The sequence below is a fragment of the Metabacillus litoralis genome, assembly GCF_003667825.1.
GTDB lineage: Bacteria > Bacillota > Bacilli > Bacillales > Bacillaceae > Metabacillus > Metabacillus litoralis_B.
In genome coordinates this window covers 815,639-831,430 of record NZ_CP033043.1, presented here as the reverse complement: position 1 = coordinate 831,430, position 15,792 = coordinate 815,639, and the positions used below count along the sequence as shown (strand labels likewise).

Annotated in this window: 14 protein-coding genes; 2 read left to right on the top strand and 12 right to left on the bottom strand. The window is 36.1% G+C overall.

Going from position 1 to position 15,792, the window contains the following annotated elements:
* Positions 1-65: 65 nt before the first annotated feature.
* The 7 genes from priA to D9842_RS03840 form a co-directional block, all read right to left on the bottom strand.
* Positions 66-2,483: a primosomal protein N' gene (priA, locus tag D9842_RS03870; RefSeq protein ID WP_121661364.1), complete on the bottom strand. Its 2,418-nt coding sequence runs from the start codon at positions 2,481-2,483 to the stop codon at positions 66-68.
* Entirely contained in the window at positions 2,483-3,694 is a 1,212-nt protein-coding gene (gene coaBC, locus D9842_RS03865; protein WP_121661363.1) for a bifunctional phosphopantothenoylcysteine decarboxylase/phosphopantothenate--cysteine ligase CoaBC, read from the bottom strand. Before coaBC ends, priA begins: the two co-directional genes overlap by 1 nt.
* Before the next feature lie 110 nt (positions 3,695-3,804).
* Positions 3,805-4,005: a DNA-directed RNA polymerase subunit omega gene (gene rpoZ / locus D9842_RS03860; RefSeq protein ID WP_121661362.1), complete on the bottom strand. Its 201-nt coding sequence runs from the start codon at positions 4,003-4,005 to the stop codon at positions 3,805-3,807.
* Between the two features lies 1 nt (position 4,006).
* Positions 4,007-4,621, bottom strand: coding sequence for a guanylate kinase (gmk, locus tag D9842_RS03855; RefSeq protein WP_121664933.1), 615 nt, complete (start codon positions 4,619-4,621; stop codon positions 4,007-4,009).
* A 15-nt stretch (positions 4,622-4,636) separates the two neighbouring features.
* Positions 4,637-4,900, bottom strand: a complete 264-nt coding sequence (gene remA / locus D9842_RS03850; RefSeq protein WP_121661361.1) for an extracellular matrix/biofilm regulator RemA — start codon at positions 4,898-4,900, stop codon at positions 4,637-4,639.
* A gap of 74 nt (positions 4,901-4,974) precedes the next feature.
* The gene (locus tag D9842_RS03845; protein WP_121661360.1) at positions 4,975-5,850 is read right to left on the bottom strand and encodes a YicC/YloC family endoribonuclease; all 876 of its coding nucleotides are present in this window, start codon (positions 5,848-5,850) and stop codon (positions 4,975-4,977) included.
* A gap of 255 nt (positions 5,851-6,105) precedes the next feature.
* Entirely contained in the window at positions 6,106-8,784 is a 2,679-nt protein-coding gene (locus D9842_RS03840; RefSeq protein ID WP_121661359.1) for a calcium-translocating P-type ATPase, SERCA-type, read from the bottom strand.
* Positions 8,785-9,071: 287 nt separating this feature from the next.
* Here D9842_RS03840 and D9842_RS03835 point away from each other — a divergent pair, with 287 nt between their 5' ends.
* Together D9842_RS03835 and D9842_RS03830 are read left to right on the top strand one after the other, a co-directional pair.
* Positions 9,072-10,787 carry an Rqc2 family fibronectin-binding protein gene (locus D9842_RS03835; RefSeq protein ID WP_121661358.1) on the top strand — a complete coding sequence of 572 codons (1,716 nt, stop codon included), beginning with the start codon at positions 9,072-9,074 and terminating at the stop codon, positions 10,785-10,787.
* Between the two features lie 133 nt (positions 10,788-10,920).
* Entirely contained in the window at positions 10,921-11,838 is a 918-nt protein-coding gene (locus tag D9842_RS03830) for a DMT family transporter (RefSeq protein WP_121661357.1), read from the top strand.
* A gap of 44 nt (positions 11,839-11,882) precedes the next feature.
* Here the strand turns inward: D9842_RS03830 and D9842_RS03825 are convergent, their stop codons facing one another.
* From D9842_RS03825 to sat, 5 genes are all read right to left on the bottom strand, one after another.
* Positions 11,883-12,383 (bottom strand): precorrin-2 dehydrogenase/sirohydrochlorin ferrochelatase family protein, encoded by a 501-nt coding sequence (locus D9842_RS03825; RefSeq protein WP_162987287.1) that lies wholly within the window; start codon positions 12,381-12,383, stop codon positions 11,883-11,885.
* Entirely contained in the window at positions 12,364-13,152 is a 789-nt protein-coding gene (locus D9842_RS03820; RefSeq protein ID WP_121661355.1) for a sirohydrochlorin chelatase, read from the bottom strand. The genes D9842_RS03825 and D9842_RS03820 overlap by 20 nt, the downstream gene beginning before the upstream one ends.
* Positions 13,149-13,928 (bottom strand): uroporphyrinogen-III C-methyltransferase, encoded by a 780-nt coding sequence (gene cobA / locus D9842_RS03815; RefSeq protein ID WP_121661354.1) that lies wholly within the window; start codon positions 13,926-13,928, stop codon positions 13,149-13,151. Before cobA ends, D9842_RS03820 begins: the two co-directional genes overlap by 4 nt.
* Positions 13,929-14,027: 99 nt before the next feature.
* Positions 14,028-14,636, bottom strand: a complete 609-nt coding sequence (gene cysC, locus D9842_RS03810) for an adenylyl-sulfate kinase (RefSeq protein WP_121661353.1) — start codon at positions 14,634-14,636, stop codon at positions 14,028-14,030.
* A 13-nt stretch (positions 14,637-14,649) separates the two neighbouring features.
* Positions 14,650-15,789, bottom strand: coding sequence for a sulfate adenylyltransferase (sat, locus tag D9842_RS03805; protein ID WP_121661352.1), 1,140 nt, complete (start codon positions 15,787-15,789; stop codon positions 14,650-14,652).
* Positions 15,790-15,792 lie beyond the last annotated feature (3 nt).

Sequence of the window (15,792 nt, the reverse complement as noted above, 5' to 3'; positions counted from 1 at the left end):
CATTCGGGTATTGCTTAAAATATATAATTCTTGATGATTGCTATTTATAGCTAAGTAAGTATGGATTACATCATAGTGTTTGGACTTAAATCTATCGTAATCGCTAGATCATCTGAACTCATTTCTTGCTGGAAATGATCAATGATTTTGCGTAAAGTCTCATGTAAGTTGTTTTCCCGTTTGTATTTTACCATGCATTGATATCGATATCTATCTTTGATCCTTGGGATAGGTGATGCGACTGGTCCGAGGATTTTTGTTGTGTTCGATAAATTTCTGTTTAAGTACTGAACGATTTTTTCCGTTACAGCAACTACTTTTGTAATTTCTGGATGAGAAATTGTTATAAGTGTTAAATAATAATACGGTGGGTATGCATGGGATTTTCGAAGAAACATTTCTTGTTCAAAAAAAGCATCATAATCATACTGACTTGCTAATTGGATACTATAATGTTCTGGTGTATATGTTTGAATGATAACTTCACCAGGAAGCTCATGTCTTCCCGCTCTCCCACTTACTTGTGTTAATAGCTGAAATGTTTTTTCAGAAGCTCGGAAGTCAGGTAAGTGTAGCATTGTGTCGGCAGTTAAAACTCCAACTAATGTTACATCTGGAAAATCAAGGCCTTTTGCAATCATTTGTGTACCTAGTAAAATATCCGCTTCTTTATTTCCAAACTTTGTTAGTAATTTTTCGTGAGCACCTTTTCTTCCAGTTGTATCAACATCCATTCTGATAATCCGAGATTCTGGTAACACTTTGACCAATTCCTCTTCAACCCTTTGTGTACCTGTTCCAAAGAATCTTATGTGTTCACTTTGACATTCCGGACAAACGTTTGGCATATGTTCTTCATGTCCACAATAATGACATTTAAGCTGTTGCCCATATCTATGGTAAGTTAGGGATATATCACAGTGTGGGCATTGAATGACAAACCCACAGTCACGACACATAACAAACGAGGAGTAACCTCTTTTATTCAGAAATAAGACTGATTGCTCACCCTTTTCTAGTCTTTCAGTTAACTTTTCTATTAAAGAGGTTGAAAACATTGAACGATTTCCATTTCGCAATTCTTCTCTCATGTCAACAATATCAACAGTTGGCATCGACCTTTTATTCACACGCTCTTTTAAAGAAAGAAGCTTGTACACACCTTTTTGAGCACGAGCAAATGATTCTAACGTTGGTGTTGCACTACCTAGTACAACCGGACAATGGTGATTTCTAGCCCGATAAATGGCGACATCTCGAGCATGATATCGAGGATTCTCCTCTTGTTTATAACTTGATTCATGTTCTTCATCAATAATAATCATACCTAGGTTTTCAAATGGAGCAAAAATCGCCGACCTGGCACCTACAACTAATTGAACTTCTTTACGCTGTATTTTTCTCCATTCATCATATTTTTCTCCTGTTGAAAGTCCACTATGAAGAACAGCCACTTTTGAACCAAATCTTCCTTTAAATCTATTTACCATTTGTGGTGTGAGCGAAATTTCTGGAACTAGGACGATCGCTTCCTTTCCATTTTTCAACACTTCTTCAATCGATTGAAGATACACCTCGGTTTTTCCACTTCCTGTTACCCCATACATTAGAAATACATGATGTTCATTTTCTTCTATTGAAGATAGAATAGGCATAATCGCTTGCTGTTGTTCATCATTCAATAAAAGAGCATTTGTTTTCTTGAATTCACGGTCTTGATAGGGGTCACGATAAACCTCTTGATATTTTTCACTTAAAATTTCTTTTGCAATTAATGCTTTAACAGAGGCATCTGATACATTCGTTGCTGCTAATAAATCTTGTAAAGTAATCGTCTTCACTTCGTGATCTTTAAAATATTGCAACACTTCTAATTGCTTTTTAGCGTTAACAGGTATGTTATTCATCTTATCTTCCAACTCGGAAAATGAAACATTAAGATTAATCATTTTAATTCTTTTTTTATTTCCCTTTTGTTTTACTTTATAGATAAGCTCCACATACCCATTTTCAATATCTTTTTGTATCGTTTTTAAAGAGACAGCTTGTTCGATCTCTTTAAAATCAACTTGACTTTGTTTTTGAAAAAATGGTTTTAATTGATCAGAAATGTTAAGAAAATGTTCATCTTGTGTTAGAGATAACACCTTTTCATATTTCGCCTTCATAGCGGCTGGTAGCATGGCTTGAAAGGCAGAGATCTTAAAACATAGTGTTTTTTCTGTTAACCAGTGACCAACCTGTAATAGCTCTTTTGTTAAACAAGGCGTTAAATCCAGACATTCAGTAATCGATTTTAAACGTTTAAAATCAGAATGTTCTTTTGTCTCAACTACAAAACCTTGGACCTTTCTTGGGCCAAACGGTACAACGACCCGCATACCTGGTGTTAAGAAGCCTTGCCACTCTTCAGGTATTTTATAATCAAAGGACCGATCTGTTTGCATTGAAGGAACATCAACGATTACACTCGCATACTTCATCATTTAACATCCTTTAGCATGTCATTAACTTTTAATAGTATGTTTTTAGCCACTTCTTTTTTGGACATAAGTGGAAGTTCCATTTTGTTTAAGGATTTATCATAAATTGTCACAATATTTGTGTCTGTTCCAAACCCTGCTCCTTCCGTTGTGACATTATTAGCCACAATTAAGTCAAGGTTTTTAGTTGCCAATTTCTTTTTGGCATACACATCAAGATCATTTGTCTCTGCGGCAAACCCTACTAACAATTGATGTGATTTTTTCTGTCCTAGCTCTTTAAGGATGTCTGTCGTTTTAGCAAGTTCAATTGTTAAATTTTCATTTTGTTTTTTTAGCTTTTGCTCATGTATGTTTATTGGTCGGTAATCTGCCACAGCAGCTGACTTGATAACAACATCTATGTTCGGATAACGTTTAATTACTTGCTCATACATCTCTTGTGCTGATTCAATTTTAATTGTTGTAACATTTGGTGGTGGTGTTAATGAAGTCGGTCCTGTTATTAGCGTTACATTTGCTCCAAGCTTTGCAGCCTCCTCAGCAATTGAATAGCCCATTTTACCTGTAGAATGATTCGTAAAATATCTTACGGGATCTACCTTTTCTCTCGTTGGACCAGCAGTTACCATTATGTTAAATCCATTTAATGGCGTTCCAAACTCCTTTTGTTCAAAGAAATTCGTCAACAAAGAGACTATTTTTTCAGGTTCTTCTAATCTACCTTTCCCTACATATCCACAAGCTAAAAAACCTTCACTAGGCTCAATAAAACGGTATCCAAATTCGTAAAGTGTTTGGATATTTTTCTGTACAGCTGGATGGTCGTACATATGTACATTCATTGCTGGGGCGATCCACACATTTGCTGTGGTAGCTAATAATGTTGTGGTCAACATATTATCAGCGATCCCATTAGCAAGTTTCCCAATAATATTTGCGGTCGCTGGAGCTACAAGAACAAGATCTGCCCAATCTGCAAGGTCTATATGTGCAATAACTTTTGAATTTTTTTCATCAAAAGTGTCATAATACACATCATTTCTTGAAAGTGCTTGAAATGTTAAAGGTGAAACAAACTCAATGGCTGAATCACTCATAATAACCTTTACTTCTGCACCAGCTTGTACCAATTTACTAGTTAATGCCGCAGCCTTATATACAGCAATGCCCCCACTTACACATAATAATATTTTTTTTCTTGATAACATGACTCCCCCACCTACTCACATCATTTTATTGTTTAAATTGTTAGGTTGAAAAATATCATACACCCTGAAAAAAATAACAACCTAATTCTAGGTTGTTATCATATAAACCATTATTTTTCAGTTCGTTTGTAATTTAATAGTCCAGCATTAATTTCTTCAAGGGCTTTTCCAACATACTTATATGAAACCGGCTTTGCGATCTGTTGATCACTTAACTCCTGCATTTCACGAGCACGTTTAGCTGCAACTGTTACCAACGTGTACTTAGAATCTAATTTATTCATTAAAACATCAATAGATGGATATAACATATTATTCAACCTCCAGAATTTTTTTATATCTAGGTGCTACTCGTTCACGACGGCAATGTTCTGCTGTAACAATCGCTTTAATTCTATCACAAGCAAATAAAACATTATCATTTTCTACGACATAGTCATAGGCATCCATCATGATAATTTCTTCCTTTGCTACCTTCATACGATTGTTAATAAGTTCTTCTGACTCAGTACCTCTTGTAACTATTCTGTTTTTAAGCTCATTTAAGCTCGGAGGACTTAAAAAGATAAAAAGTCCTTCAGGAAATGCATTTCTTACCTGCAAGGCACCTTGCACCTCTATTTCTAAGAACACATCCTTACCCTCACTCAATGTTTTTTCTACATAATCAACTGGAGTACCATAATAGTTTCCTACGTATTCCGCCCATTCAAGCAACTTATTTTGAGTAATTAATTCCTCAAATTCCTCTCGAGATTTAAAGAAATAGTCAACTCCATCCACTTCTCCTTCACGTGGTTTTCTCGTTGTCATTGAAATCGAATATTCAAATGCTGTGTCCTCTTGTGAAAATAACTCTTTTCTAACCGTTCCTTTTCCTACACCTGAAGGCCCTGATAGGACGATTAATAATCCTCTTTCTTTTATCAATGCTTCTATTCCCTACCCTTCATCTGATACATCATCTTTATTTGAAAGCCTTTGAGCAACTGTTTCCGGCTGAACAGCAGAAAGAATAATATGATCGCTATCCATAATAACAACTGCTCTAGTCCGACGGCCGTATGTAGCGTCAATTAACATACCTCTGTCTCTTGCGTCTTGAATAATTCTCTTAATTGGAGCTGATTCAGGACTAACAATGGAAATAATTCGATTAGCGGAAACAATGTTTCCAAAACCGATATTAATAAGTTTAATGCTCATAAATATGCTCCCCCTGGTTATAGACAAAACTATTTTTGCCTTTTAAGCCCTTTTATAATCAATGGTTATTAAACCTATTCAATATTTTGAACTTGTTCCTTCAATTTTTCAATAATACTTTTTAATTCGACAACATTTTTTGCAATTGCCCCGTCATTTGCTTTTGAACCAATTGTGTTTGCCTCTCTATTTAGCTCCTGAACAATAAAATCCAATTTTCTACCAACTGGTTCTTTTGTTTGTAGCGTTTGCTTAAATTGATGAACATGACTATGTATTCTAATAATCTCTTCGCTAATATCTACTTTATCAGCAAAAAGGGCCACTTCCGTTAATATACGTGTTTCATCAATTTTTCCTGATACAAATTCAGAAACACGTTTACTTATTCTTTCTCGGTATTGATCCACCACTAGAGGAGCCATATTTTGAAGGTCAGCATTAATCTCAGTCAACAAATCCAACCGTTTATCAATATCAAGAGCTAGTTGCTCACCTTCTACTTTTCTCATATCTGCTAATTGCTTTACAGCTACTTCGACAAGTTGAATTAACTCATCTTCAACCTCATCGCTCGACAATGCTTCCTCACGTATTTCCATACTCTCTCCTAGTGAAAGAATATGATTCAAAGAAAGATCATCCTTAATGGAGAAGCGTTCCTTTATTTGCTGTAATGACTCAGTATATTGATCTAACAAACCCCAATCAATATGAATTGTTTTTGATGACTGTAATTCACCCTCGAGGTTAATATAAACCTCTATTCGTCCACGACTTATGTATGTTGATATAAGTTTTTTAATTTTATCTTCAATACTTAGTAATTGCTTTGGCATTTTAATATGAATATCCAAAAAACGATGGTTAACCGACTTCATTTCAACCGTAAAAAGACAGGACTGTATCTGACCACTTGAACGGCCAAAGCCAGTCATACTTAGTACCACTATGTATCACATCTCTTTCTCATACAAACTTATTGGTCCATCAGCTTTATAACCTAGTATTGATTCGAGGTACAAGGTATATTTACGGGCAGTCTAACTCATTTAACGCTTATGTATGTATAATTGCTTACAGTACCACTAAAAAAGAAAAATTCAATAAGTAAGGTAGCTCTATATAATAAAATAGCATGTATATAAACCAACAAGCAAAGGGGATGACTTTGTGGGTCACCCCCTTTAGGATTATAACATAGTCTAAGCTGATTTTCTTGTTAAAAGTGACCCAGCAAGTAAAAAAGTTGGAATTGCTGACATTCCGAGTATCAATAACCAATCTCTCGCAAGTATTGGCAATGTATGGAAAATAGGTTGAAGCGGCGGATAATAAATAACAACCAGCATAAGTAAGATTGATGAAATGACAGCTCCGATTAAGTATAGATTTCCAAAAGGATTACGTTCAAAAATAGACTTTTCACTTCGACAATCAAATACATGAATCAATTGCGCCATTACTAAAGTTGCAAATGCGATAGTTTGTGCGTATGCAAGCTCCTCAGGATTTCTGTAATAAACAATCATAAAGGCTGCTAAGGTTACAATACCTATTAAAAAACCTCGGGATATTACTTTCCAACCTAAGCCTCTAGCAAATACACCTTCTTTAGGGTGTCTCGGCTTACGTCTCATTAAATCACCTTCAGGCTGGTCTAGCCCAAGAGCCATCGCTGGCAGACCATCTGTTACTAAATTTACCCAAAGAATCTGAATTGGGACTAATGGTAAAGGTAGAGCTAAGATCATGGCAAATAGCATAACCAATATTTCACCAACATTTGATGCGAGAAGGTAACGAATAAACTTTCGAATGTTTTCATAGATATTACGGCCTTCTTTTATCGCAGATTTAATTGTGGCAAAGTTATCGTCTACTAAGACAAGTGATGAGGCTTCTTTTGCAACATCTGTTCCTGTAATCCCCATTGATATACCTATATCAGCCGCTTTAATAGCTGGAGCATCGTTTACTCCATCCCCGGTCATCGCAACAATATGTCCCCGATTTTGTAATGCTTTTACAATCTTAAGCTTATGTTCCGGTGACACTCTTGCAAAAACATATACATCATCAACAATGGTTTCAAGCTCTTCAACAGAAAGATTGGATAACTCTTTCCCTTCCATTACTTTCCCATTATGCGGAAGAATGTTTAATTGCATAGCAATTGCTTTTGCAGTTATAACATGATCTCCTGTTATCATTACTGTTTTTATTCCAGCATCACGACATTCTTTAACTGCCTGTTTTACTTCAGGGCGAGGCGGATCAATCATACCCTGTAGACCAATAAACACCAGGTCTTTTTCTGCTTCAAAGCTTGAGTTAATTTTATCAGTTGATTTTAATGGCTTGAAGGCAACAGCAATTGTTCGTAATGCTTGAGAAGCCAGTGACTCAATTGCATTTTTTACCTTCCCTTCATATTTGCTGTTTAAAACCTCTTGCCTTTCATTCCATAAAATATTATTTGAAACACTTAGTAACACATCAGGAGCACCTTTTGTGACAACAAAACGATTACCTGATTTATCCTTAACAACTACACTCATCATCTTTCTAGTAGAGTCAAACGGAAATTCGTCCACAACTTCAAAATTTTTCTGTAAGGTTTCTCGCTTAATACCAGCTTTCATAGCAGACACAACAAGCGCACCATCTGTAGGGTCTCCATCTAAACGATACTGACCCTCGCTTTCAATTATTGACGCACTATTACATAAAGAACCAAATGTTAATATTTGTTGTAGAGTTCTTGTTTTGTTTACATCAACCTGTTGATCATCATATAAAAATTCACCGTGTGGATGATATCCAGTTCCAGTTACATTCCATACCTTATCACCGGACCAGATATGTGTTACAGTCATCTTGTTTTGAGTCATTGTTCCCGTTTTATCGGAACAAATTACAGAGGCACAGCCTAACGTTTCAACAGCTGGCAGCTTTCGAACAATTGACTTTTGTTTGATCATTCGTTGAACCCCAAGAGATAGAGCTACTGTTACTATAGCTGGAAGTCCCTCAGGAATGGCTGCAACTGCTAATGAAACACCTGCTAAAAACATATTATAAAGATCATGTCCCTGTATTACACCAATTCCAACAACTAGAACTGTTAAAGCTAATGCAACAACAATGAGAATTTTTCCTAACTGTTCTAGACGTCGTTGAAGTGGTGTTTCCATTGTTTCTGCATTTTGCAGAAGATCTGCAATTTGTCCCATTGCGGTATTCATACCAGTACCTATAACAACACCAATTCCGGATCCTCTTGTGATAAGAGTCCCCATAAAGACCATATTCGTTAAATCACCTAGTCCAACTTCCTCACCTGCAATAGGTTGAGTTGATTTCTGGACAGGGAGTGATTCTCCTGTTAGGGCAGATTCTTCAACTTCTAAGCTCTTCGTATCTATTAATCTCATGTCAGCGCCAATTCGATCACCACTTGAGAACTTGACAATGTCTCCTGGCACTAACTCCTTCGATAAAATTTTCTCCCACTGCCCATTTCTTAACACATTCACTTGTGGTGCAGATAATTCTTTTAATGCTTCTAATGATCGTTCTGCTTTTCTTTCTTGAAAGAAGCCTAATATGCCGTTGACAACAACAATGGCTATAATGGCAATAGCATCAATATATTCGCCTAACAGTCCAGAAATGAGCGTTGCCGCTAATAAAACAAGAACCATAAAATCTTTAAATTGACTTAAAAATATAATAATAGCTGAAGGTCTATCAGCCTCTTTTAATTCATTTAATCCAAACTTCTGGGTTCGTTTTTGTACCTCCTTACTTGTTAATCCTGAATCTCCGTCCGTATTAATGGAATCCATCACTTCATCTGATCTCATCTCATGCCACTTCATGAATCACCTACACACCCCTTTAAAACAAGAAAATTTTCGAAGTCTTTTGCATTTATTGCAAAGTTCAACTTGTACTTGTCTAGCCTATAAGACAACTTATTCAGCCTCGTCCTAAAACATGCTATAATCATTTAGAAAAGTTATTTAAATTGTAAGGTTTCACTAATTATTTGCTCCGAGATTTAATGGTGGCAAATGATTTAACAGTTTTTTAAGACAAACCGAAGGATAGAACCGAAAATAATTTACTTATACACCTTGTGTGTTTACAAAAAGGAGTTTGTGCCATGTCTTTTGATGGTTTATTTACATATGCAATTACTGAAGAACTAAAGAGTGTATTATTAAACGGAAAGATTACAAAAATCCATCAACCCTATAAATATGATCTTATTTTTCAAGTAAGGTCGGCTGGAAAAAACCATAAACTTTTCCTATCAGCTCACCCTAGTTATGCTCGGATTCATTTAACGAACGAGAACTACGAAAACCCTAGTGAACCCCCAATGTTTTGTATGCTATTGAGAAAGCATTTAGAAGGTGGAGTCATCGAAAAGATTGAACAACCTGAGATGGAAAGAATCATCATTTTTGATATTAGAAGCAGAAATGAGCTCGGTGACATAACCGTAAAACGACTTATGGTTGAAATAATGGGAAGACATAGTAATATCATTCTTGTCGATAAAGATCGCGAAATGATTTTAGATAGTGTAAAACACCTTTCACCAGCAGTTAATCGTCATCGAACGGTGCTACCTGGTCATCCGTATGTATTACCACCTGGCCAAGAAAAAGTAAATCCTCTGGGCGCTGATGAAGATTTACTTCTAAGAAAGTTAGATTTTAATGCTGGAAGAATTGATCAGCAGCTTGTACAAAATTTTGCGGGAATTTCCCCGCTATTCGCCAAAGAGGTCACCTTTCGCGCAGGGTTAGTAAATCGTAAAACACTCCCGAATGCTTTTTTAGATATATTATCGGATGTAAAAGAGCATAAATTTGAACCTACTATATATGAACTAGATAATCGTGAGCAGTTCTATATGATCCGCCTAGCTCATTTAACAGAAGCAAAAACAAAGAGTTTTTCAACGATCTCTGAAACATTGGATCGGTACTATTACGGAAAAGCTGAACGAGATCGAGTGAAACAGCAAGGAAATGACTTAGAGCGATTTATGGTTAACGAGAAGAAAAAGAATGAAAAGAAAATTAAAAAACTGGCCGCCACTCTCGATCAAGCTGAAAAAGCAAGTGAGTTTCAATTATATGGAGAATTGATTACTGCAAATATTTATGCAATTAGCAAAGGTGATAAACAGGCTGAAGTGATAAACTACTATGATGAAGAAAACAATATGATGACCATTCCACTAGATGTTCAAAAAACTCCATCAGAAAATGCTCAGAAGTACTTTTCGAAATATCAAAAGGCTAAGAATTCAGTGGAAGTGGTTCATGAGCAAATTGACATAGCACAACGTGAAATTGACTATTTTGATAGCCTTATTCAACAGATTGAGTCCGCTTCACCCAAAGACATTGAGGAGATTCGTGAGGAGTTAATAGAAGGAGCCTACTTAAAACAAAGACAATCTAAAAATTTAAAAAAGAAGAAATCTCAAAAGCCAGTTCTTGAGCACTACTCTTCTTCAGATGGAACTGAAATCATTGTTGGTAAAAACAATAAACAAAATGAGTATTTAACAAATAAATTTGCTGCCCGTGATGATATCTGGTTACATACCAAAGACATCCCTGGATCACATGTTGTGATCCGAAGCAGTAATCCATCAGAAGAGACAATACTCGAAGCTGCTAATATCGCTGCATACTTTAGCAAGGCTAGGAGCTCAAGCTCTGTCCCTGTTGATTTCACCACCATTCGCCATGTAAAAAAGCCAAGTGGCTCTAAGCCTGGTTATGTAATTTATGATCATCAACAAACTGTTTATGTGACTCCAAACGAAGACTTAGTCTTTCAACTTCGTAAGGGGTAAATATTGAAAGGAGCGTTGAATCTTCAATGCTCTTTTTTCTATGAATTAGATATGTTTTTTGTGAAATTATACAATTTCAATCTTTATTTTGATAAGATTAAATTTGCAACGCTTTACGAGAGGAAGGGAAATTTTGAGAAAAAATATAGCCTATCTATCGATACTTTCTGGGGCAGCATTATGGGGAATGATAGGGCTTTTTGTTACCTATCTCTATGAAGCGGGATTTACCCCTACCCATGTAGTGGCAATTCGTGCGTTGTCAGCCTCTTCATTTTTGCTCATTTTTATTCTTATTAAAAATAAAAATGCTTTAAAAATTAAAATTTCAGATAGTAAATATTTTATCGGAACAGGAATTATTAGCATCGTTTTTTTTAACTGGTTTTTGTTTCAATGTATGAAGGAAACGTCTATTTCCATAGCTAGTATACTATTGTATACTGCGCCAGCTTTTGTGACGATTTTTTCAAGATTATTCTTTAAAGAAGCTCTTACCCTAAGAAAGATTTCTGCACTTTTGATTACCTTTTTGGGATGTATATTAGTTATTGGACTTTTCCCATCTACAAGTCAATCAGTATCAATCTATGGATTGTTACTCGGTTTAGGCTCTGGCTTTTTCTATGCTTTATATAGCATTTTTGGTAAGTTTGCACTTCAGAAATATTCATCATTAACGGTAACAGTTTATACATTTATCTTTGCAGCACTAGCTATTACGCCGGTAAGCGGGATTTGGGAGACTGGATCTTTACTATTACATTTCGATGTTTGGCTTTCCATTTTAGGCCTTGGCTTATTTTCAACTTTATTCGCTTTCTTACTATATACGAAAGGTCTAGAAACGGTTGAATCAAGTCGTGCTTCCATCATGGCTACTGTTGAACCGGTAGTGGCCTCTCTTGTTGGCTTTTTCGTTTTCAAGGAAATGCTTAGCCTATGGCAATATATCGGTATATTCTTCGTATTGTTAGCAGTAATGATTGTTCAAGAAAAAAAACGTAAACCTACAGAAGATAGCCCCTCTATAGCTAGTGAGGTTATATAAAAAAAATAAAAGGGAATGACTCTTCAAATCGAGTACATTCCCTTTTATTTTCTTTGCTTTTTCTTCAATCGCTGTTCGTAGAGGTGATCAAGATTTTCAATAAACTTGTCATCAAATTGATTGGACAATTCTTCACAAATTTCTTTTGCAAGCTTAGGACTTGCTCCATTAGTGGATACAGATAAGGAGAGTCTCCCTTTTTTCACTGACTTTGGAACAAGAAAATTCCCTTTTTCTACATTGCTTACTACATTTACTAACTGAAACTTGTTAGCATTTTCAGCTACCCACTCGTTTACAGAGGGATGATCAGTTGCTGCAATAATGATAAATGCATGCTCCAAATCACTTAGTTCAACTTCCTTTTTTACCCATTTTAAAAGGTTTTGCTCATGAAGATTCTCTATTTCTTTCACAACGTCAGGACTCACAACCGTAATTTCTGCCCCTTCCTCAAGAAATAAAGATAACCTTCGGTACGCAATGTTCCCGCCGCCAACGATTAGAACCAAATGATCCTTTACATCAATGTGAAGTGGGAGCATGTTGTTTTCCTTTATTAAAGGTATACAAACCATCAGTGTTATCTATAGCCTCATGAACACGTTCAACAAATAGATCAAGTAAAATCGGGTGAGGGCCTAAATACGAACAAACCTCAACCTTTCGATCTCCCCAATTATATTGTTTGACAGTATGATCAATTTCCTTTTTTAATAATCCAGTAAATATTAAATAAGGAATGATAAAAAGAGATTGTTCATCTGAATTGAAAACATCTTCAATCATTTGACTAAATCTAGGCTCAGCAGCTGTTAAAAAGCATGTATGAACCTTTTTAACACCTGATTTATCCTGGAGAAAATCTGCAATTTGGTTCAAGTCGTTTACAACATCCATGTCGCTGCTGCCTCTTCCGACAAGGATTGCCGTTGAGGAGCTATTAATTGGTGATTTTTCATTCATTTTATCGACCAGCATATCCGCTAAACGTAGATCAACACCAATTGGTTTTCCATAGGAAACACGAACTGTTGGAAAAAGTGATGAAACATGCTCAACCTCTTCAGGAATATCACTTTTAGCGTGAGCAGCAGTTAATAAAAGCAAAGGAATCACAGCGATATCTGTAGCACCTTGGCTAACACAATTTTTAAACCCTTCCTCAATAGAGGGCTCGGCCAGCTCCAAAAAACACACTTCCTGGACTTGCGCATTTATTCTTGGTTTAACCTTTGAAATAAATTCAATGGCTTCTTCACGAGCTTTTGGTACTCGACTTCCATGACAAACATATAACACAGCTTGTTTCATAGTAATAGAGCCTCACTTTGTGCATTTTTTGCAATTACTTCTTCATACCAGCTTAATTTTTCCCTTAGAGAAACTACTTCACCTACAATAATCATGCTAGGGTTCGTGATGTTTTCTTGCAACACACGTTGATAAATGTTTTCTAATGTCCCTGTCACCGTGCGTTGAACGTCAGTAGTCCCCCAGTTTATAACTGCAACAGGTGTTTGAGAATGTTTGCCGTACTTCATTAGCTGCTCCTGAATATATGGTAAATTGCTAACTCCCATATAAATAGCTAGCGTATCAATCCCCTTCGCAAGGGACTCCCATTTCGTATCCTCATCAATACCGTCTCTTCGGTGACCAGTAACAAAAGCAACACTACCGCTTAACTCACGATGTGTTACTGGAATTCCTGCATATGCTGCTGCTGCAACACCTGAGGTTATCCCTGGTATAATTTCATAGGGGATGTGATGTTTTGCTAAGGCTTCAGCTTCTTCTCCTCCCCGACCGAAAATGAACGGATCGCCACCTTTAAGTCTTGTAACGATTTTTCCACTTTTAGCATATTTAACAAGAAAAGTATTAATCGTTTCTTGTTTCATTGTATGATAGTTAGGTAGCTTCCCACAATAAACAAGCTCACAATTTTCTTTAGCATGTTTTAAAATTTCTTTATTTACTAAACGATCATATAAAATAACATCTGATTTTTGAATACACTTTAATGCCTTAATCGTAAGCAAATCTTCATCACCAGGGCCTGCTCCCACTAAAAAAACCTTCGTCATGGATTCTCCCCCCTTTTCTAGTTGCATATTGTAAGCTATAAGATGCCACCAAATGAAAGTAATAGCAATTGGAAAGACCAATTGCTATTACTTAGACGACTATTTATTTTCTTGAATAAATCCTTTTTCGACAAGGAAACTTACGATTTGTTTAACAGATTGTTCTATGTCTTGGGTTTCTGTGTCAACAATTATAGCAGGGTTTTCAGGTTCCTCATATGGTGAATCAATACCAGTGAAATGTTTGATTTCATTGTTTCTTGCCTTTTTATATAATCCCTTAGGGTCACGTACTTCACATTCATCTAACGAACACTTAACATATACTTCGAAGAATTCATTTTCAGAAAGGATGTCTTTTACTTGCTGGCGATCTTCTCGGAATGGTGAAATAAACGCTGTTAACACAATTTGCCCGCTATCAACAAACAGCTTTGACACCTCACCAATTCGGCGAATATTTTCTTTACGATCTTCATCAGTAAAACCTAAATCTTTATTTAAACCGTGACGGATATTGTCCCCATCTAACACATAAGTTTGGATATTATTTTCAAATAAGTATCTTGCAAGGGCATTTGCTAGTGTTGATTTACCCGAGCCTGAAAGGCCAGTAAACCACAATACATAGCTTCCGTAATTATTTTTCTTTCTTCTCTCTTCTTTTGTGACAGATGCATCATGCCACACAATGTTATTTACAGCCATTGTTGCTACCTCCTTATGCATTTACCGTTTCTTTCATGCCTCTAATTAAAACTTCTACAACCTCTTTGCGGCTGAATGTGCTAGGAGGTAATTCACCGTTACGAAGCATTTCACGTACTTTTGTACCTGATAAAATAACTCGGTCTTCTTTACCATGTGGACATGTTTTTGAAGAAGCCATACCTTCACATTTTGTGCAATAGAAACTATGCTCAAAGAACATTGGTGTAATTCCTAATTCATCTGCAGTAAAATTAGAAAAGATAAGTTGTGCATCATATGTTCCATAATAATCGCCTACACCAGCATGGTCTCTACCAACAATGAAATGTGTACAACCATAATTTTTACGAACTAAGGCATGGAAAATCGCTTCACGCGGTCCAGCATATCTCATAGCAGCTGGGAATACAGCTAAATGCACACGATCTGAAGGATAATAGTTCTTTAATAAAACCTGATAGCTTTCCATACGAATATGCGCTGGAATATCATCAGATTTTGTTTCCCCTACTAATGGGTTTAAGAATAAACCATCTACAGTCTCTAATGCTGTTTTCTGGATATATTCATGAGCACGGTGAACAGGATTACGTGTTTGGAAGCCTACGATTGTCTTCCAATTTAGTTCTTCGAATTTAGCTCTTGATTCTTTAGGATCAAGATAGAAATCTGCAAATTTCTTTTCAGGGCGATGAACTAATGTTACCTCTCCTCCAACATAAACATTACCACGTTCGAACATTTTCTTAACACCAGGATGTGCAAGATCATCTGTACGATAAACATTAACTGCCTCTTTTTGTTTATCTGGAGTATAGATATCTGCAACCTTAATTGTGCCATATGTAACTTCATCAAGCACAAGGCGAACTTCATCACCAACCGCTAAAGTAGATGCCTTCTCTTCTGATACTGGTAATGTAATAGGGATACTCCATACCACTCCATTTTTCAATTTCATGTTCTCTACTACAGACTCATAATCTTCTTGAGTTAAGAAACCTTCAATTGGGCTGTAACCACCAATTGAAATTAGTTCAAGATCACTTAGAGAGATTGCATCTAGTTCAATTTCTTTCTCAATATGTGATACATCTGTTCCTAGTGATAATTTTTGAATTAATGTTCCTCCATGTGGAAGTAAGCTCATTTT